We start from the raw sequence: 18,228 nt of genomic DNA, 5'->3' as shown, positions 1-18,228 counted from the left end.
ATAACTGAGTAAAATTAACTGAGTCCACCCGCTAAGGAGAATAGTCATGATTCCAGTATTTAAACCATTGATCGAGCAAGAAGAAATCAACGCAAGTAAAGAATCCCTTGAGTTAGGCTGGTTAGGGATGGGGAGTTACGTTTCTCAGTTTGAACAAACAGTACAAAAAATTATTGGTACCAACGATCGTTATGTTGCTGCTGTTAGCACTGGAACGGCTGCCTTACACATCGCCTTGCTCGTCGCTGGTGTCGGAAAAGGTGATGAAGTGATTGTGGCATCTTTTAACTGTTCTGCGGACTTCCAGGCAATTGGTTGGGTTGGTGCTGACATCGTTTTTTGTGACTGTGATGACGATACGCTCGAGCTGGATTTGAAGCGTGCAGAAGAGTTGGTGAGTCCAAAAACAAAAGCAATTATTGTGATGGACTATGACTGTATTCTCTCTGACCACGATGGGATTGCAGCCTTTGCCAAAAAGCATAATTTGCGAGTCATCCATGATGCGGCCCATTCGTTTGGGTCTTATTACAAAGGGAAACCGGTCGGCAGCTTTTCAGATATTTGCGTGTTCAGTCATGACCCAGTTAAAACAGTGACATGTCTTGACGGTGGAACGATTGTTGTACGCACCGAAGAAGAATTGAAATATGTGCACGAGTTGCGATTGCTGGGTATGCAGCAACCGTCGTCTGTCATGTATCAAAACCAACGTGCGTGGACTTTCGACGTTGAACGCGTTGGTTTTAGATATCATATGTTAAACATGCATGCCGCGATTGGTCTTGCTCAACTTGGTAAGCTTGATGTTATTTCATCTAGTCGGCGTGAAGCATCAAGATATTACAACCAACTGTTAAAAGACATTCCTTCGGTTCGTGTTCCGAACACTGATTTTGAAGGCGTTAATCCTTTCCTTTACTACATCCGTGTCCCCGCTGATCAACGCGATGATCTACGCGCAGAATTAAAGAAAAACGGCGTTGATACAGGAATTCACTGGCAACCAGGACACTTGTTCTCTTTGTGGAAAGATTGTAAAGCAGGTAGTCTGGATGTGACGGATCGCGTGGGTAAAGAAATCCTCTCGTTGCCACTTCATTCGAAAATGTCGATGTCAGTCGTGAAAGAGGTCGCTGATCAGATTCATGCTTACTTTTCAAAAGGTGCAAAATGAACTCTGGATTATCCACTGGAAAGGCACTCATAAGATGCCTAAAGGATAGCTCGGGGTTGAATCAGACAAACCTAGTGATCCCTGTTGGTCATCCGGTCAACGCTTATTTGAGAGTAATTCCAACTGTCCGTGAAAAATTGGATCCCGTTGATTTGCGCTTGTTGAGTGAATGGAGAAATAAGTACGTCAAATCATTTTTGACGGAGTTCCATGCGCATCCTGAGCGTACTGCAAAGTGGTTGACAGAATATGTGCATCAAAGTGACGGGAAAATTTTGTTCATGCTTGAGAACCTGAGTGGGGAACGCTTAGGTCATATCGGGCTTGCTTTTATTGATTGGGAGAGTGGTTACGGTGAGGCTGATGCCATTGTCAGCGGCGGGAGCTCACCACCAGGCTTAATGAAATTGGCACTACAAACGACCCTAAAGTGGGCGCGCGATCAACTATCATTGACCACGCTTGGCGTTCGTGTTCGCTCAGATAATACGGCTTTAGAATTTTATAAAAAAGTTGGGTTTGAAGAGATAAAGCGGGTTCCTTTGCGCTCCGAAAAAAATGGCGAGGACATCAACTGGTTTGAGGATGAAAGCTTTTTAGCATTCGAAGCAAGCCTCGTTTATATGATTTATAGGTGGTCGTGATGGAGATTGTTCGTCTTGGCAGGGAAGGGCTGATCGCTTATCTTGAAAATCAGGTAGCGTCTTTTTTTCCTGATGGACGACGATATCGTGATGTGTTAGAGGCGAATGTTGATGAGGCTTTAGCGCGAACAATGCGATGCGTCAATCACGTCAAAATGTGGACGCCAGACAAATTTGATTATTTGCACTCGACTCAGTATTGTATTTTTTTATACTTTCTAAGTAATACCATCTATCGTCATCAACATAGTGCAGAGCTGCAGACAAAGTTATTTCTGCTAAATAAAGCACTGAACGGCATCGATCTCTTTTATGAGATCGCCATGCCGGATATTTTTTTCATTGGACATTCCGTCGGCATCGTTCTGGCAAAGGCGACTTATGGGAATTATTTGGTGTTGTATCAAAATTCGACGGTAGGGAAAAATCACGGGATAGCGCCAGTGCTTGGGGAGGGCGTCATTATGTATCCAAATTCCGCAATCATTGGCGATTGCCAGATTGCAGACGGGAGCGTGATTTCTCAGGGGGTGAGCGTTATCAATAAAAATACAGCGGCTCACTCATTGGTATTCCAGGGCGAAGGCGGTCAATTAGTCTTTAAAAAAGACCAACGTAATATTCTTTCGGACTTCTTTCGTTTAAATTAAAGGAAGGGGGGGCTGGAGGTCAACCGCAATTACTCCGCCATTACTACCCGATTTTTCCCCGCTTTTTTGGCGGCATACATTGCTTTATCCGCCCGTTTGATAAGAGCATCTTGCGTTTCTCGAGGGGCGCGTAGGGCGACGCCTGCGCTGAAAGTGATAAACAAACGTTTTTCATCTGACGTAAAGAAGTGTTTAGTCAGTTCTCGTTGCACGCGAGTCATCGCTTGTGCTGCCTCTTCTAGTTCTGTTTCTGGCATGATGATGACAAATTCTTCACCGCCAAAACGCGCGATCATGTCGATGGATCGCAAGGTTTGTTTAACGATGCGTACGAGATGCACGAGCGCCTCATCTCCAGCAGCGTGACCATGCGTATCATTAAGTTTTTTGAAATTATCAAGATCGAGCATCGCGACGCAGAGAGGACTGTTGCGGCGATCTGCACGTTCTGCTTCCCGCTCATAGATGTCATCCATGCCGCGACGATTGAGACTACCGGTCAATTGGTCTTCGCGGACCAACTCGCTCATGTGCGCTAGTTTCTTTTCCAACTCTTTGATTTTATTTTCCGCCTCGATCACTTCTTTTTGTGCGGCGACGATGATGTCTCTTGACTTGGCTGCCTCAAATTGGACCGTACGCGTTTCGTCAATAATGCTTCCGATGATCTTTCCAACTTGTCCTACGTCGCTGGTTTTACTGATTTCAGTGGCGTAGTCATCCATTTTTTGTTGATACGCGTCCGTGGTGTCGACCATCGTGTTAAGCCGATCCACGAATGCGGTCATCATTTTTTTGACGGAATTCTTGGACTCAGCAATGCTGTTCTTTAACGTTCCTTGTTTGTAGATGACCTCTTTCAGGCTACGGGTCGCCTCTTGAAGAGAGCGGTGATCAATGGGGCCTGAAATTAAGTTTTGAACGACTTCAATCTGCCCACGCAGCCAATTATCGTTATCAAGCAGGTCATGAATATTGCTAAGTAACAGGTCAAAAAGGCGCACTAATAACTCTTGTTGCTCTGCACTGTCACCACTTTGCAGTTCAATTTGAAAACATAATTGCTTCAAGCGCACTGCCACTTGGTTGAGTGCGCTTTCCGATTCTGCTTCTTTGACAGCGAGACCGATTGCTTCAGACTCAACAGCTAACTGCGGTAAGGTCGGTTTTAAGATGGAACACAATGCTAATGAAAGTGTCCGGTGTAGCAAGTCTCTGAGCAAGCGCGGGCGAGGGTCTTCTGCAGGAGGGAAATCAACCAATGGTAGTGCGTTCGCTGATGCAACCGCTGGCGCTGCAGGCGTAGGATCGACCAAGCTAATACCTTGCTGCGCAGGGGGAGCAACCCGCGGTGCAGACATGTGTTCGGTTAGCTGATCGAGTGCTTTACTGTAGTCTTCCCAGTTGCCGCTTCTGACAGCGCGATGAAATCGATGTCCAAAGTTGGCTAATTCGCCTGTCGAATTCATCAGACTCGTCGCAAAACTAGCGAGCAAGTTCTCAGCGGCTGATGGTTCAGGTTGAATAGTGCTCGTCTTTGGAGGTGCAACTGCGTCGTCTGGCGGTGTGTAGATACCCGCAATTTCATTGTAAAGCTTCTGATACGCCTCTGGTGTTGGTGCAATTCGTTGGATCGCAAGTTGTCTAAAAGCTTCGCGAGCAATGTCAGTAGGCGTTTTAAATTGCGAATTATTTGGGGTGTTTGACATAATGCTTTGCGCGCTAGGAATTGCTCTTTAGTCTACCAGTTGATTCTTGATTGCGTAATGGGTTAGCTCTGCATTGTGTCGTAATTTCATTTTTAACAGGATGCGAGATCGATATTCACTGATCGTTTTTACTGATAATGATAAATCTTTAGCAATGTCGCTCACTGATTTGCCAGACGCGATCATCGTCAGCGTTTGAAATTCTCGGTCTGACAGTGTTTTGTGTAACTGGTCTTCGTGTTCCTGATTGAGATTGTTTGCTAATTCTTGGGCTAATTGTGGGCTGATGTATTTCAGGCCGCTCGCGACTAGACGAATTGCATTGATGATTTCTTCTTTACTGCACTGTTTGCTGAGATACCCGGAAGCACCCGCCTTGAGCGAACGTATCGCGTATTGGTCTTCGCGATACATCGAAAACATTAACACTTGTACATCAGGTTTCTCGGCTTTGATTTGTTTTAAAACTTCGATACCATTTTTATCTGCGAGGGCGATATCGAGTAGCATTACCTTGTATTCATGCTGCCGGGACAAACGGATTGCTTCAATGCCGGACGTGGCTTCAGCAACCACGGCGATATCGGTGGTAGCGCCGACAATACTTTTGATACCTTCTCTGACGACGGTATGATCGTCCACCACCACGAGCTTAATCGACGCAAAATCAGTCATGCATAATTCCATTTCTATGTCATATTAGTACTGTCGCATACAATGTGCGCTGTGTACTAGTATTCTGTGTTTTCCTTGCTAACGTGGCTCGGAGCAAGACGTTTCGTCGTCTGGAGGTGCCAGCTTTGCATCACTTTGTTTTCGTCGGTGCAATTGTCGTTAGCTAAATTGCTTGTTATTTTATAAGGGTTGGCCGCCCTGTGGTGAGAAGATAGTAATTAATTTGATGTAGTTCTTTAGAAAATAAAATGAATAAAGCGTTTATCAAAGAAGCAGACTCAGATGACGATGAAGATTTCGGTGCCCCAGCGATTCCTGCCGGTGCAAAGAACTACATGACGCCAGAGGGGCATCAGCGTATGAAGGATGAGTTTCTTCGCTTGATCGATGTGGATCGGCCAGAAGTCGTTCAGATCGTTTCTTGGGCAGCCTCTAACGGTGACCGTTCTGAAAATGGTGATTATATTTATGGCAAGCGGCGCTTACGAGAGATTGATCGCCGGATTCGGTTCTTAAGCAAACGTTTGGATATTGCTGAGGTGGTTGATCCTCGGGTACATCACGGTTCAGATCAGGTTTTTTTTGGTGCAACCATTGTCTATGAAAATTTACAGGGCGAAGAGGTGACGGTCACCATCGTGGGGGTTGATGAATTCGATCCATTGCAAGGCAAAATCAGCTGGATTTCGCCGGTAGCGCGGGCGCTCACGAAAAACCGAATTGGTGATACCGTCATTCTAAAAACACCATCTGGCGTAGACGAATTAACGATCCTGGATGTGATCTATCCATCCTAGCGATTCTTGAGCGCAGTCGTTTTTTACGATCGTTTTTGCACGATCTTCAGTGTTAGTTAAGCCGATCAACACTGAAGGTCGATGTCATCGCAATCCTTGACACTAAGTGTTACTGATATTGGTTCCAGCGCATTTTTCTTTCATCATTCGCCTCTTTAAGTAAATGACTCGCGCGAAGTTGATCTTTGTCGTGACCGTCCGTTTTTCCCTCAAGCTCGATCGCTAATGCCTGAATGGCAACAGGGAAGTCACCTTCAGCCGATTTTTCCAGCCACTCATGCGCAAGTGTTGGATTTTTATCGACACCTTCACCGTCAGCATACGCATTCGAAAGCAAAAACATTGCCTGTGCGTTTCCCAGTTCACTCGCTACTTGAAGCCAGTGAACGGATTGTTTGAGGTCTTGTGGTACACCTTCGCCATATTTGCACATGCGAGACAACATGAATGTTGCCTTATCATTTTTTTGCTTGGAAGCCGCTTGGTACCATGTCCACGCTTCAGCATTGTTTTTTGTTAAGCCAAGACGAGCTTTATAGTTTGCTTCAGCATAATTGAATTGGGCCTCTGGATCTCCGGCTTCAGCGGCTTTTTTGAGCCAAGATGCGGCCTCTGCCCAATGCTGATTATCGGTGGCCAATGCATAGGCTAATTCTCTTTGTGCAATTGGTTGACCTTGTTTTGCCCATGTTCTCAGCGCATGGAAGGCATCTTTGTCTTGCCCATGAAGTGCACGTAGTCCCATTGATTCCATTTCAGCTCTGCTTGGATGGGAAGAGATTTGCTGACTACAAGCGCAAAAGAGTAAGGCGACGAGGCTAGATTGAATAATTCGGAGAGTGGTTGACATTGTTTTTGTATCAAATGTGAAGTGTGCTCCTGCAGAAGCAAGAGCACACGCTACTCGTTCAACAAATCACACCTCATTGGTTGAACATGTTCGGTGTGACTTTATCCTTTTTTCGCTTATTTACTCAGGTCGATCTGGTACTTTGCATAACCATTCGCATCCAAGGCACCTTCAGCGACAACGCGGTTCAGTCCTGCTGCTTTTGCGACGGGCAGTTTTCCAGTCACAGAACGCAAAATCACGGGACCTTGGGTGACCGTTTTCACGAAACTCCAGCTCTGACCTGTACCATTTGCTGCTGCCGTAACTTTGCCGAGACTCGCAAGATATTTACTTACGACTGCTTGATTGGCATCCGGGGATTTGATAATTGTTTTGCTACCGTCAATCCCTGGGAAGTTACCACCGCCACCAGCGCGGTAATCGTTCGTCGCCACAATGAAATTATCCGTTGGTGCAACGGGTTTTCCTGCATAGGTCAGGTTAACGATGCGGCTGCCAACTGGTTGTGTTACGTCGATCTGGTATTGCAGTGCGTTGTTTGTGGCGTAAAAGACGTCATAGTTATAAATCGTTGAGTACGATGGCACCAAGTCTTGTTCCGTCGTCAACGCAGGATTGATCTGCGCAAACTGACTTGCCGATTTTTCCAGCCAGTTTTTCAGGTCTGAACCCTGAATTTTGACTGCTTGCAAATTGTTATTTCCATACAAGTACAAATCGCCTGGATTGCGGACTTGCAGTGCAAACGGATTGGCAGGAGTCGCATTAGGTGCAACATCTGTAAAATCTGTTGCACCGTTACGTCCTGCTTTGAATGGTGCACTACAAGAAATGACTGGAATCGACTTGTAGCTTGCGATAGTCGCATCAGTTGAGTTGGCGATGAAATTTTGGACGTAATTAATCTGTGCCTGATTCACAATTTGGATTGCGCTCACGTCACCTACTAAAGCAAAGAATGCAGACATTTCAAAATCTGTTGTCGTGCCGAGTGGTTGAGCCGCGTAAGCCAAGGTTGCCTTATGTTCTGTATCAACCAATGGTGCAATGGTTGGGTCGGCAGCAATCGCTGTTTTACCGTCGGTGTAGGTAAAGCCGCGTGCTTCAACATTTGTTTGATCTGGCTGGACTACCCACTTACCGCTTTGGTATTTCAATGTCATTTGAATGATACCTAGGCGACGTCCCCAACTTTGTGCCATCACAGCAGGGATACCATTAATTGTCCCTTTGATGTTGTCGACACCCGGTAGATTCTTCAACGACGCATCAATACTCGCTGCGCCTGGTTCCTTCGCTTGAGGGAAAATGAGATGCGAATGGCCGAGCATGAGTGCATCAATGCCAGTCGTGCTCAAGTACAAGCTACCATTTTCCATTTTTGGGCTGTATGGAGACGCATCGAGGCCGCCATGGGAGAGTGCAACGACCAGATCGGCGCCCTTTGAGCGCATCTCTGGTACGTATTTTGTGGCTGTTTCGACGACGCCATTGACCATCACTTTGCCAGCAAGATTTTTTTGATCCCAGTCCATCACTTGCGGTGGAACAAAACCCATAATGCCCACATTTAAAGTGACATTCACTGTTGAGCCATCGGGTGCGGTACCGGTAAATTTTTTCGGGATGATGGAGTAGGGATTAAATATAGGCGCTTGTGTTGTTGCGTTGACAACGTTGGCGAGTACGAGTGGGAATGTCGGGGCGCCGCAGTTGCTTGGTGCGGTAACGCCGGTTATGCCGAAGTTGGTGTTGGTAATTTGGCCCAAAAAATTCAGACCATAATTGAACTCATGGTTTCCAATCCCGCCACCATCGTACTTCAGTGCGTTCATTACTTTATGAATAGCCATCGTGCCACTGCAAGGAACAGGGGAGGCCACTGCTTGGTAGTCACCGAGCAATGTCCCCTGAATGACGTCACCGTCGTCGAGTAGCACATTGTTTGGGTTCTCTGCACGCGCACCGCTAATGAGTGTGGAGGTTCTCTCAAGACCGAGTGTCGCGTCCGGTTTTAGGCCGTAGTAATCATAGCTAAGTACATTTTGGTGCAAATCAGTCGTTTCTAATAATGCAACCTTTAACGTCGTGCCTTCTGGAATTTGCGGTGCAGTGGTGCTGCTTCCGCATGCCGTTAGCGCAAGAATTGTCAGTGAGGGGATCCACGGTGAGTTCTTCATATTTTCTCTTAAAGTAGGTGCGCAATCGTTTGCGCATTTATAGAAAGTGATTGAATTCGGATTTAATTGTCTTTGAGATACATGGGTAGACCGCGCAATTATCTGGATTAATTGTGTCAAGTTAATGACAAATTACTCATTAATGATAATAAAAAGAAATACCAAAAAAATAATAAAAGATTTATATAGTTTCAAAAAAATGTTCAAAAATGAAAATTAAGTTTCTAAAGAATGCTATAAATTTTTTTGTAACAGTCTGCTGCGTCAGGGTAATCTCTTTATAATCCCGTGGTTCTTTGTGGCCCGTGCGGTCGTTTTTAATGCTCTTTTATGGATGCACCATGCTGAAAATGCAGCACTATTCTCAGATATTCATTTCTTCATTTTTGCGGACTAAATCACAGTTTATTTCTGCTGTTGAGTCGCTCTCGAACGAGGTATTGCAATCGAAGCGAGTGACATTGTTTTTGCTTGCAACAGTCACTGCTTGCGCGACCGTGCCAGAACAAACATCGGCACCGACGCCCCCATCTGTGTCAGTGTCTCAAAAAACACCGCGTCAGGTCAAAATTGGGTTGGCGCTTGGTGGTGGTGCAGCGCGTGGGTTTGCCCATATTGGCGTGATTAAAGCGCTCGAGTCTCAAGGCATTTTTCCGGATATTGTCGTTGGTACGAGTGCCGGAAGTGTTGTTGGCGCGATGTACGCAGCTGGTAATAATGGATTCGCTCTACAAAAAATGGCGCTTGATATGGATGAGGCGACGATTTCTGACTGGTCGCTCCCTCTTTTTTCTAAGTCGAGTGGGGTCCTAAAAGGGGATGCACTGCAGGCCTATGTGAACCGTATGGTTGGTCAGGTCCCAATCGAAAAATTAAAGAAACCTTTTGGCGCGGTCGCGACTGATTTGTCGACTGGCAAAGCGGTGCTGTTTCAACGGGGTAACACTGGTGCTGCTGTTCGTGCCTCATCGGCGGTGCCGGCTGTGTTTCAGCCCGTGACGATTAACGGGAGACAATATGTTGATGGCGGACTTGTTGCCCCCGTGCCCGTTCAGTTCGCTAGAGACATGGGTGCAGATTTGGTCATTGCAGTGAATATTTCGCAGCAACCTGAGGGGCAAAATGGGGGGAGTACCATCGATATTTTGCTACAAACCGTCACCATTATGGGGCAGAGTATTAACCAATATGAATTAAAGCGGGCGGATGTCGTGATTCGCCCGGATTTGCCAGGCATGAAGGGTAGTGATTTTGCTGGAAGAAATCTCGCTATGCTGGCGGGAGAACGGGCGGCAATGGCGTTGATTCCAGAATTGAAGCAAAAGATCAAGGCGATGCAAGACCGGTAGTGTGACTGTTCGCAGATCGATCGATAGAATGAAAAATGCCTCCGCGTGGAGGCATTTTATTTAGTGCGCATGCTACCTGGTTATTGCTTCGCTGGTTCTTCGGTGATCCGACGTGCACCGTTAAATCTTTTTTTCCAGTAGGCGAGATCCATACTTTCTACTCTAACTTGTCCTCCAGCCGAGGGGGAATGAATAAACTTATTATCCCCGAGGTAAATTCCGACATGGGAGAAGCCTCGTTTTAATGTGTTATAGAAAACTAAGTCGCCGGGTTGTAAATCTTTTTGGTCGACATTTTCACCGACACGACTAATTTCTGCTGCAGTACGCGGTAAGTTTTCACCGACGGCATCTTTAAAAACGAGGCGGACAAATCCACTACAGTCGAGTCCGTTTTCAGGTGTGTTGCCCCCGCGCTTGTAGCGGATACCCATAAAATCCATGGCTTTCATCGTTAAATCAGAAGCGCGTTGTCGGATTTCTTGGATTTTGGTAAATGCAGTAGAGGATTCTGGGAATGGATTATCAGTAGCTAAGGCAGGAGTGCAAGAGGCGGCCTGGAGGGCGACAGCGATTAGCACTAATGCGGCACTTCTGTATATTTTGGAAACATTCGTTAGCATCTTTGCACTCAGGGAATAAAACCGCTTCACTTTAAGCGAACTTTTAAACAATGTAAACCTTTAGGCTGAATTCGGGCTGGTCTCGCGCTGTGCCAGCTTATTAACTTAAAGACATGAACTTTAATCAAAACAGTTTTTACACGCAAGTATTTTGGCATCGCGTACAATCGCCGCACTGTTCAAAAGGGAGATCACTATGCAAACAAAACCTATCCTCACATTAGAAGACGTCAAAAAAATGGCTGCAGCCGCTGAGGCTGAAGCGTTGGCCAACAATTGGGCGGTCGTGATCGCCATCGTGGATGACGGTGGTCATTTGATGTGGTTGCAGCGCCTTGATGGTGTCGCGCCAATCTCTGCGCACATTGCGCCCGCAAAAGCGACGACAGCTGCGCTGGGTAAGCGTGAGTCTAAGATCTACGAAGACATTATCAATAATGGACGGTACTCATTTTTAAGCGCACCGCTGATCGAAGGGATGCTCGAGGGTGGTGTTCCAGTGTTTGTTGATGGGCACTGTGTTGGTGCGATTGGTGTATCTGGCGTGAAGTCTTCTGAGGATGCTCAGATCGCTAAAGCAGGGGTTGCAGCGTTAGGTCTGTAAGAGCTGGCACGAAGCATGAGGATGTCGGCTCGATTTCCTCGTGTTTTTGATTGCCTGGGGGGCGTTTTTGGGCTATAATTCGAGGGTTTAACTAATTCGAAATCTCGCCGTAGCGCCTACCCAAATCCACATCGCTCCATCATCTTTTTCAGGTCGCTCGGCGTTAGCCCGCGGCCTGTTTGAAAATAGAAAGCTTGGGGCGTCGCAGCGGCGGTAACAATACAGGAGTTGCCCTTGCTGCCCATTCCGCAGTCCCTTCTTCGTTCCGGCCAGAACACAGCTATTCTAGCTCTCGCCGATGGAACAATTTTCACTGGTTATTCTATCGGTGCTTCCGGTCATACTGTTGGTGAAGTTGTTTTTAATACCTCTATGACTGGTTACCAAGAAATTCTGACCGATCCAAGTTATAGCTCCCAAATCGTCACTCTGACTTATCCGCATATTGGCAACACCGGCGTCAACGCTGAAGACGTTGAATCTGAAAAAATCCACGCCGCTGGTCTGATTATTAAAGATTTGCCGATGCTGGTTTCAAATTTCCGCTCTGAACAATCCCTCTCTGAATATCTGATTTCCCAAAATATCGTCGCAATCGCTGGTATCGATACCCGCCGTTTGACACGTATCTTGCGTGAAAAAGGTGCGCAGGGTGGTGCGATTCTGGTTGGTAAGAACGCTGAAGAAGCGATCGCGCTGGCAAAATCGTTCCCTGGTTTGTCCGGTATGGATTTGGCGAAAGTGGTATCGTCCAAGCAAGCTTACGAATGGACTGAGGCAGAGTGGGTATTAGGTCAGGGTTATGGTAAGTTGTCCGACCCGACATTCCATGTTGTCGCATTTGATTTTGGCGTGAAGCGCAACATCTTGCGTATGTTAGCGGAGCGCGGTTGCAAAGTGACTGTGTTGCCCGCGCAATCCAGTGCTGCTGATGTGTTGGCGCTGAATCCTGATGGCGTATTTTTGTCAAACGGGCCTGGTGATCCAGAACCATGTGACTACGCGATTACAGCGGCCAAAGAGTTGATCGAAAAAGGCATTCCAACATTTGGTATCTGCTTGGGACATCAAATCATGGCGCTCGCATCAGGTGCAAAAACCCTGAAAATGAAATTCGGTCATCATGGTGCAAATCATCCTGTGCAAGATCTGGATAGCAAGCAAGTACTGATCACTTCCCAGAATCACGGTTTTGCAGTAGACGCGGCGTCATTGCCAGCAAACTGCCGTGTGACGCACGTTTCTTTGTTTGATGGCTCTTTACAAGGTTTTGCGCGCACAGACAAACCAGCATTCTGCTTCCAGGGGCATCCTGAAGCGTCGCCAGGTCCGCATGATATTGCCTACCTGTTTGACCGCTTTACGGCACTGATGAGTGCAGCAAAATCACAGGCTAAATCAGGAGAATAATAAAAATGCCAAAACGTACCGACATAAAAAGCATCTTAATTATCGGCGCTGGTCCTATCATCATCGGACAAGCGTGTGAATTCGACTACTCTGGCGCACAAGCTTGTAAAGCGTTGCGCGAAGAGGGGTATCGCGTCATTTTGGTCAATAGCAACCCAGCGACCATCATGACAGACCCAGAAATGGCAGATGTTACTTACATCGAACCAATTACATGGCAAGTTGTTGAACGCATCATCGACAAAGAACGCCCAGACGCTATCTTGCCTACAATGGGTGGTCAGACTGCCCTCAATTGCGCATTGGATTTGCATCGCAATGGCGTGTTGACGAAGTATGATTGCGAGTTGATTGGTGCTTCACCAGAAGCGATCGACAAAGCAGAAGATCGTCTGAAATTTAAAAATGCGATGACCAAAATTGGTCTCGGTTCTGCACGCTCAGGTGTTGCGCATTCGATGGATGAAGCGTGGGCGGTGCAAAAAGACGTGGGCTTCCCAGTTATTATTCGTCCATCGTTCACGATGGGTGGTACTGGCGGCGGTATTGCTTACAATCCAGAAGAATTTGAAACGATCTGCAAACGCGGTTTAGAAGCATCCCCAACGAACGAACTGTTGATCGAAGAATCACTGATCGGTTGGAAAGAGTACGAAATGGAAGTGGTTCGCGACAAGGCGGATAACTGCATTATCGTTTGCTCTATTGAAAACTTGGATCCGATGGGCGTCCATACCGGCGACTCGATCACCGTTGCACCTGCACAGACGCTGACAGACAAAGAATACCAAATCATGCGTAACGCTTCATTGGCGGTATTGCGTGAAATCGGTGTGGATACAGGTGGCTCTAACGTTCAGTTCTCGGTCAATCCTGCTGATGGTCGCATGATCGTTATTGAGATGAATCCACGCGTATCTCGCTCTTCGGCGTTGGCATCAAAAGCAACGGGTTTCCCAATTGCGAAGATCGCTGCCAAGTTGGCGGTTGGTTTTACACTGGATGAATTGCGTAATGAAATCACTGGCGGTGCTACGCCAGCCTCATTCGAACCATCAATCGATTACGTCGTCACTAAGATCCCACGTTTCGCATTTGAAAAATTCCCGCAAGCAGATAATCGCTTGACGACACAAATGAAATCCGTCGGCGAAGTCATGGCAATTGGTCGTACGTTCCAAGAATCCTTCCAGAAAGCGTTGCGCGGTTTGGAGGTCGGCGTGGACGGTATGAATGAAAAAACACAAGACCGTGAAACGCTGGAAAAAGAACTGGGTGAGCCAGGTCCAGACCGTATCTGGTATGTGGGTGATGCGTTTGCACAAGGTTTCAGTTTAGAAGAAGTTCATCAACTGACGCACATTGATCCATGGTTCTTGGTGCAGATCAAAGATATCGTTGACATCGAACTGTGGTTGGATGAGCAAGAGTTGTCGAGCATCGATAAAGACATGATGTTGAAACTGAAGCAAAAAGGTTTCTCCGATCGTCGTCTGGCAAAATTGTTGCGCACAACGGATACAGTCATTCGCGACCTGCGTCGTAGCCTGAATGTTCGCCCTGTCTACAAGCGCGTCGATACCTGTGCAGGTGAATTTGCAACGAACACTGCGTACATGTATTCGACGTACGAAGAAGAGTGTGAATCGCACCCAACGGATAAGAAAAAGATTATGGTCTTGGGCGGTGGTCCAAACCGTATCGGTCAGGGTATTGAGTTTGACTATTGCTGCGTTCATGCAGCGTTTGCAATGCGTGAAGATGGTTATGAAACCATCATGGTGAACTGCAACCCTGAGACAGTTTCCACAGACTACGACACGTCAGACCGTTTGTATTTCGAACCACTGACACTCGAAGACGTGCTGGAAATCGTTGATAAAGAAAAACCAGTTGGCGTCATCGTGCAATATGGTGGTCAGACACCACTGAAGCTGGCGTTGGACTTGGAAGCGAATGGCGTGCCTATCGTTGGTACTTCACCAGACATGATCGACGCTGCTGAAGATCGTGAGCGTTTCCAGAAAATGTTGCAGGACTTAGGTCTGCGTCAACCGCCTAACCGTACTGCACGTACAGAAGCTGATGCACTGCAATTAGCACAAGAAATCGGTTACCCATTGGTGGTGCGTCCATCTTATGTGTTGGGTGGTCGTGCAATGGAAATCGTCCATGAGCAACGCGATCTCGAACGCTATATGCGTGAAGCGGTCAAAGTATCACATGATTCTCCTGTACTGTTGGACCGCTTCTTGAATGATGCGATCGAAGTGGACGTCGATTGTTTGTCTGACGGACAGCGCACATTTATTGGCGGCGTCATGGAGCATATCGAGCAGGCGGGTGTTCACTCTGGTGACTCCGCATGTTCATTGCCACCATACTCTCTGTCTCAGGAAACGATCGCTGAATTGAAGCGCCAGACGGCTTTGATGGCCAAAGGTCTGAACGTTGTTGGCTTGATGAATGTGCAGTTCGCTATCCAACAAAAAGACGGCAAAGATGTCGTGTTCGTCTTGGAAGTAAATCCACGTGCATCGCGTACGGTACCGTACGTGTCTAAGGCAACTGGCTTGCAGTTGGCAAAGATTGCTGCGCGTTGTATGGTCGGTCAATCTCTTGATTCACAAGGTATTGGTGCTGAGGTCGTTCCTCCTTACTTCAGTGTGAAAGAGGCTGTCTTCCCATTCGTGAAGTTCCCAGGTGTTGATACGATTCTCGGTCCTGAAATGAAATCAACGGGTGAAGTCATGGGTGTAGGTAAAACCTTTGGCGAAGCGTTTGTGAAATCGCAATTAGGTGCTGGCGTGAAACTGCCAACATCTGGCAAAGTGTTCCTGAGTATTAAGAATAGCGATAAACCAAGGGGTGTGAAGGTTGCAAAAGACCTCGTTGAACTTGGCTTCTCTGTTGTTGCGACACGAGGGACCGCTGCGGCGATTTCTGCCGCAGGCATTCCAGTTGCGATCGTGAACAAAGTGGTTGAAGGTCGTCCGCATGTTGTTGATATGATCAAGAACAACGAAATCGCGATGGTGATCAATACCGTAGAAGAGAAACGTAATGCGATCGTAGATTCTCGTGCGATTCGTACGTCAGCGTTAATTGCACGTGCGACCACCTTTACGACGATCGCTGGTGCCGAGGCGGCAGTCGAAGGTATGCGGCATTTGAGTGAATTGAATGTTTATGATTTACAAGGGCTGCATAAGACTTTAAACTGATAAAAAACACAGTATCTGGAAATGAAAACGTCCAGATACTGCATCTTTGATACAGAGGTTGCAAAAGACATCGCTTAGGCTGGTGTTGAATGTGACCTCTGTATTTTTACTTTTAGGACTGACGCAAAATTGCCCTAGCGGTAATAGCGACCACGACTTTCGATGTTGACCACGCTCGCTTCCATGGTTTGATGATGGAAGAGGAGGGGTTTTTTCTATCGTAAGGACATGGCTGATATTGGCCCAGTATGATCGAGGCGATGTTGAGTTATCCCTGACTTTTATGAGTGTGAATGAAATGAGTACAGTACCTATCACCAAATTCGGTGCAGAGTTGTTAAAACAAGAATTGCACAATCTGAAAACCAAAGAACGTCCGGACGTGATCAATGCGATCGCTGAGGCGCGTGCTCAGGGTGATTTATCTGAAAATGCAGAATACGATGCAGCCAAAGAGCGTCAGGCTTTTATCGAGGGACGTATTGCAGAACTGGAAGGTAAGCTAGGCTCGGCACAAATTATCGATCCGACGACGCTCGATGCGGAAGGTCGTGTTGTGTTTGGTTCGACGGTTCATCTTGAAGATCTGGAAACAGAGCAAAAAGTCAGTTACCAAATCGTTGGCGAAGATGAAGCAGATATTAAATTGAGTAAAGTATCGATTACATCGCCGATTGCTCGTGCGCTGATCGGCAAGTATGCTGGTGACGTTGTTGGCGTACAAGCGCCAGCAGGTGTGCGCGAATATGAAATTTTGGATGTGTTATACATCTAATTGATGCGTGTTGTCGCGTCGTTATTTATGACGCGATGTGCTGTGAGGCAAGCTGTCTTCTTTGTAATGTAATTAAGAAGGAAATGGCAGAGTTCGGCACGATGAAATAACAATCCCGACCGTTTTATTAGGTCGGGCTGTTACAGCGCACCAGATAGCCATCTGGTGCTCGTAGTATTTTTTAAGCGTTGCTTAATGCAGATTTCTTGGCGCTGGTTTGACGCGGTTTGGCACGTTTGATATTGCCACCCTGAGTCACGCGTTCGTTACCTTTAACCATAACCTTAGAAACGGTTGGCTTTTTCGTGCCACTTGGACTAGGCTTAACGATAGTGACTTCGCGCATTCCGCGACCTTTTTTGACAAGCTTCGTTTCTTTCGTGCCTTCTACTTTTGGACGATAGATGACCAAAAGTTTTCCGATATGTTGTACTGGCGCTGCTTTGAGCTCGGCGCAAATGGTATCGTACATCGCGATACGTGCTTCGCGGTCGTCGCCAAAAACACGCACTTTGATCAGACCGTGGGCATTTAAGCCTGCATCGATTTCTTTGATGACGGATGGAGAGAGTCCTGCTTCACCAATCAAAACGATTGGTTTGAGGGCGTGGGCTTCGGATCTGAGTTCGCTTCTTTCGGCGGGTGTAAGTTTTAACATAATTTTTCCTTGTGCATCCAACGGTTGCACGATAAACACATTGCCTGACATCAATTAGTCGGGAAATGTATAGTTTTCCTTTAAAAGCAGTATTTTACGCGAATGGCAAAGAATAAATTCAATCAAAATTGGGTTCACGATCATATAAATGATCCTTATGTGAAACTTGCACAAAAAGAAGGCTACCGTGCGCGCGCCGTTTACAAGCTAAAAGAGATTGATGAGGCTGAAAAGCTCATTAAACCCGGACAAGTGATTGTTGACTTAGGTGCAACTCCCGGAAGCTGGTCTCAATACGTCCGAAATAAATTAGCCGGAAAAGAGGGGGGTGGGATCGTTGGCGAGATCTTTGCATTAGATCTGTTACCCATGGAGCCCATTGCAGATGTACAGTTCATTCAAGGCGATTTTCGTGAGAATGAGGTGCTTGATGCCCTTGAGTCTCGTCTCATTGGACGAAAACTTGATCTAGTCCTATCGGATATGGCACCGAATTTGTCGGGTAACTCTACGGTGGACGCTGCTCGGGTGGAATATATTATCGAGTTGGCAGTGAGTTTTGCGAAAGCACACTTAAAACCGACCGGCGCATTGTTGGTAAAATGTTTTCACGGACCTAGTTACAATACGATTGTAGATATCTTCAAAGAAGAGTTTAAAGTTGTGATGAACAAGAAGCCAAAGGCGAGTAAAGACAAATCATCAGAGATTTTCTTACTTGGCAAAGGCTTGAAGCACCCAGAATAAATTGGATAAGCCTACTTTCTAGAAATTCATCATCAGATGGCACAGAAAATACGCTTCGATTTGCTCAGGAGCGATAGTTTTAAGAAGTGAGCGTTTTTTACTCTTGATAATCCTCAATGTTGGCAGCATATGCTCCCTAGCAAGCTCTGCCTA

At 46.7% G+C, this 18,228-nt stretch carries 16 protein-coding genes; 10 read left to right on the top strand and 6 right to left on the bottom strand.

Features of this window, described 5'->3' with window-relative positions; all coding sequences use genetic code 11:
• The first annotated feature begins 46 nt into the window (after window positions 1-46).
• The 3 genes from ACO0K2_RS10815 to ACO0K2_RS10805 are packed head-to-tail and all read left to right on the top strand — an operon-like array spanning window position 47 to window position 2,471.
• Window positions 47-1,177: a DegT/DnrJ/EryC1/StrS family aminotransferase gene (locus ACO0K2_RS10815; RefSeq protein WP_423018603.1), complete on the top strand. Its 1,131-nt coding sequence runs from the start codon at window positions 47-49 to the stop codon at window positions 1,175-1,177.
• Window positions 1,174-1,821 (top strand): GNAT family N-acetyltransferase, encoded by a 648-nt coding sequence (locus ACO0K2_RS10810; RefSeq protein ID WP_423018601.1) that lies wholly within the window; start codon window positions 1,174-1,176, stop codon window positions 1,819-1,821. The genes ACO0K2_RS10815 and ACO0K2_RS10810 overlap by 4 nt, the downstream gene beginning before the upstream one ends.
• The gene (locus tag ACO0K2_RS10805) at window positions 1,821-2,471 is read left to right on the top strand and encodes a hypothetical protein (protein ID WP_423018599.1); all 651 of its coding nucleotides are present in this window, start codon (window positions 1,821-1,823) and stop codon (window positions 2,469-2,471) included. The genes ACO0K2_RS10810 and ACO0K2_RS10805 overlap by 1 nt, the downstream gene beginning before the upstream one ends.
• 29 nt (window positions 2,472-2,500) lie before the next feature.
• Here ACO0K2_RS10805 and ACO0K2_RS10800 read toward each other — a convergent pair whose 3' ends face one another.
• Together ACO0K2_RS10800 and ACO0K2_RS10795 are read right to left on the bottom strand one after the other, a co-directional pair.
• Window positions 2,501-4,180 carry a GGDEF domain-containing protein gene (locus ACO0K2_RS10800; RefSeq protein ID WP_423018597.1) on the bottom strand — a complete coding sequence of 560 codons (1,680 nt, stop codon included), beginning with the start codon at window positions 4,178-4,180 and terminating at the stop codon, window positions 2,501-2,503.
• A gap of 27 nt (window positions 4,181-4,207) precedes the next feature.
• Window positions 4,208-4,855 (bottom strand): response regulator, encoded by a 648-nt coding sequence (locus tag ACO0K2_RS10795; protein WP_423018595.1) that lies wholly within the window; start codon window positions 4,853-4,855, stop codon window positions 4,208-4,210.
• A 248-nt stretch (window positions 4,856-5,103) separates the two neighbouring features.
• On the opposite strand from ACO0K2_RS10795, the gene greB reads away from it, so the two are divergent.
• Window positions 5,104-5,652, top strand: a complete 549-nt coding sequence (gene greB, locus ACO0K2_RS10790; RefSeq protein WP_423018593.1) for a transcription elongation factor GreB — start codon at window positions 5,104-5,106, stop codon at window positions 5,650-5,652.
• Window positions 5,653-5,761: 109 nt separating this feature from the next.
• Here the strand turns inward: greB and ACO0K2_RS10785 are convergent, their stop codons facing one another.
• A complete protein-coding gene (locus ACO0K2_RS10785) occupies window positions 5,762-6,406 on the bottom strand; it encodes a tetratricopeptide repeat protein (protein WP_423018591.1) in 645 nt (214 codons plus the stop codon).
• Between the two features lie 212 nt (window positions 6,407-6,618).
• Window positions 6,619-8,685, bottom strand: a complete 2,067-nt coding sequence (locus ACO0K2_RS10780; protein WP_423018589.1) for a bifunctional 2',3'-cyclic-nucleotide 2'-phosphodiesterase/3'-nucleotidase — start codon at window positions 8,683-8,685, stop codon at window positions 6,619-6,621.
• Between the two features lie 341 nt (window positions 8,686-9,026).
• On the opposite strand from ACO0K2_RS10780, the gene ACO0K2_RS10775 reads away from it, so the two are divergent.
• Window positions 9,027-10,034 carry a patatin-like phospholipase family protein gene (locus ACO0K2_RS10775; protein ID WP_423018587.1) on the top strand — a complete coding sequence of 336 codons (1,008 nt, stop codon included), beginning with the start codon at window positions 9,027-9,029 and terminating at the stop codon, window positions 10,032-10,034.
• An 80-nt stretch (window positions 10,035-10,114) separates the two neighbouring features.
• Here the strand turns inward: ACO0K2_RS10775 and ACO0K2_RS10770 are convergent, their stop codons facing one another.
• Window positions 10,115-10,657, bottom strand: coding sequence for a C40 family peptidase (locus ACO0K2_RS10770; protein ID WP_423018585.1), 543 nt, complete (start codon window positions 10,655-10,657; stop codon window positions 10,115-10,117).
• Window positions 10,658-10,853: 196 nt separating this feature from the next.
• Here ACO0K2_RS10770 and ACO0K2_RS10765 point away from each other — a divergent pair, with 196 nt between their 5' ends.
• From ACO0K2_RS10765 to greA, 4 genes are all read left to right on the top strand, one after another.
• Entirely contained in the window at window positions 10,854-11,261 is a 408-nt protein-coding gene (locus ACO0K2_RS10765) for a GlcG/HbpS family heme-binding protein (protein WP_423018583.1), read from the top strand.
• A gap of 243 nt (window positions 11,262-11,504) precedes the next feature.
• The gene (gene carA / locus ACO0K2_RS10760; protein WP_423019383.1) at window positions 11,505-12,671 is read left to right on the top strand and encodes a glutamine-hydrolyzing carbamoyl-phosphate synthase small subunit; all 1,167 of its coding nucleotides are present in this window, start codon (window positions 11,505-11,507) and stop codon (window positions 12,669-12,671) included.
• Window positions 12,672-12,676: 5 nt separating this feature from the next.
• Window positions 12,677-15,895, top strand: coding sequence for a carbamoyl-phosphate synthase large subunit (gene carB, locus ACO0K2_RS10755; RefSeq protein ID WP_423018581.1), 3,219 nt, complete (start codon window positions 12,677-12,679; stop codon window positions 15,893-15,895).
• A gap of 298 nt (window positions 15,896-16,193) precedes the next feature.
• On the top strand, window positions 16,194-16,670 hold the full coding sequence (gene greA, locus ACO0K2_RS10750; protein WP_423018579.1) for a transcription elongation factor GreA: 477 nt from the start codon (window positions 16,194-16,196) through the stop codon (window positions 16,668-16,670).
• Between the two features lie 181 nt (window positions 16,671-16,851).
• Here the strand turns inward: greA and ACO0K2_RS10745 are convergent, their stop codons facing one another.
• Entirely contained in the window at window positions 16,852-17,328 is a 477-nt protein-coding gene (locus ACO0K2_RS10745) for a YhbY family RNA-binding protein (protein ID WP_423018577.1), read from the bottom strand.
• 102 nt (window positions 17,329-17,430) lie between these two features.
• Between ACO0K2_RS10745 and ACO0K2_RS10740 the strand changes: the two genes are divergently transcribed.
• Window positions 17,431-18,075: an RlmE family RNA methyltransferase gene (locus ACO0K2_RS10740; RefSeq protein WP_423018575.1), complete on the top strand. Its 645-nt coding sequence runs from the start codon at window positions 17,431-17,433 to the stop codon at window positions 18,073-18,075.
• Window positions 18,076-18,228 lie beyond the last annotated feature (153 nt).

Source organism: Undibacterium sp. MH2W, from assembly GCF_049340215.1.
In the GTDB taxonomy this organism is placed as follows: Bacteria; Pseudomonadota; Gammaproteobacteria; order Burkholderiales; family Burkholderiaceae_D; genus Undibacterium.
This window is presented reverse-complemented; position numbering and strand designations above follow the sequence as displayed.

Coding starts and splice junctions, on each gene's coding strand:
- ACO0K2_RS10775 (WP_423018587.1), top strand. CDS start 9,027: ATGCTGAAAATGCAGCACTATTCTCAGATATTCATTTCTTCATTTTTG.
- greB (WP_423018593.1), top strand. CDS start 5,104: ATGAATAAAGCGTTTATCAAAGAAGCAGACTCAGATGACGATGAAGAT.
- ACO0K2_RS10765 (WP_423018583.1), top strand. CDS start 10,854: ATGCAAACAAAACCTATCCTCACATTAGAAGACGTCAAAAAAATGGCT.
- ACO0K2_RS10800 (WP_423018597.1), bottom strand. CDS start 4,180: ATGTCAAACACCCCAAATAATTCGCAATTTAAAACGCCTACTGACATT.
- ACO0K2_RS10815 (WP_423018603.1), top strand. CDS start 47: ATGATTCCAGTATTTAAACCATTGATCGAGCAAGAAGAAATCAACGCA.
- ACO0K2_RS10740 (WP_423018575.1), top strand. CDS start 17,431: ATGGCAAAGAATAAATTCAATCAAAATTGGGTTCACGATCATATAAAT.
- ACO0K2_RS10780 (WP_423018589.1), bottom strand. CDS start 8,685: ATGAAGAACTCACCGTGGATCCCCTCACTGACAATTCTTGCGCTAACG.
- ACO0K2_RS10795 (WP_423018595.1), bottom strand. CDS start 4,855: ATGACTGATTTTGCGTCGATTAAGCTCGTGGTGGTGGACGATCATACC.
- carB (WP_423018581.1), top strand. CDS start 12,677: ATGCCAAAACGTACCGACATAAAAAGCATCTTAATTATCGGCGCTGGT.
- greA (WP_423018579.1), top strand. CDS start 16,194: ATGAGTACAGTACCTATCACCAAATTCGGTGCAGAGTTGTTAAAACAA.
- ACO0K2_RS10805 (WP_423018599.1), top strand. CDS start 1,821: ATGGAGATTGTTCGTCTTGGCAGGGAAGGGCTGATCGCTTATCTTGAA.
- ACO0K2_RS10785 (WP_423018591.1), bottom strand. CDS start 6,406: ATGGAATCAATGGGACTACGTGCACTTCATGGGCAAGACAAAGATGCC.
- ACO0K2_RS10770 (WP_423018585.1), bottom strand. CDS start 10,657: ATGCTAACGAATGTTTCCAAAATATACAGAAGTGCCGCATTAGTGCTA.
- ACO0K2_RS10810 (WP_423018601.1), top strand. CDS start 1,174: ATGAACTCTGGATTATCCACTGGAAAGGCACTCATAAGATGCCTAAAG.
- ACO0K2_RS10745 (WP_423018577.1), bottom strand. CDS start 17,328: ATGTTAAAACTTACACCCGCCGAAAGAAGCGAACTCAGATCCGAAGCC.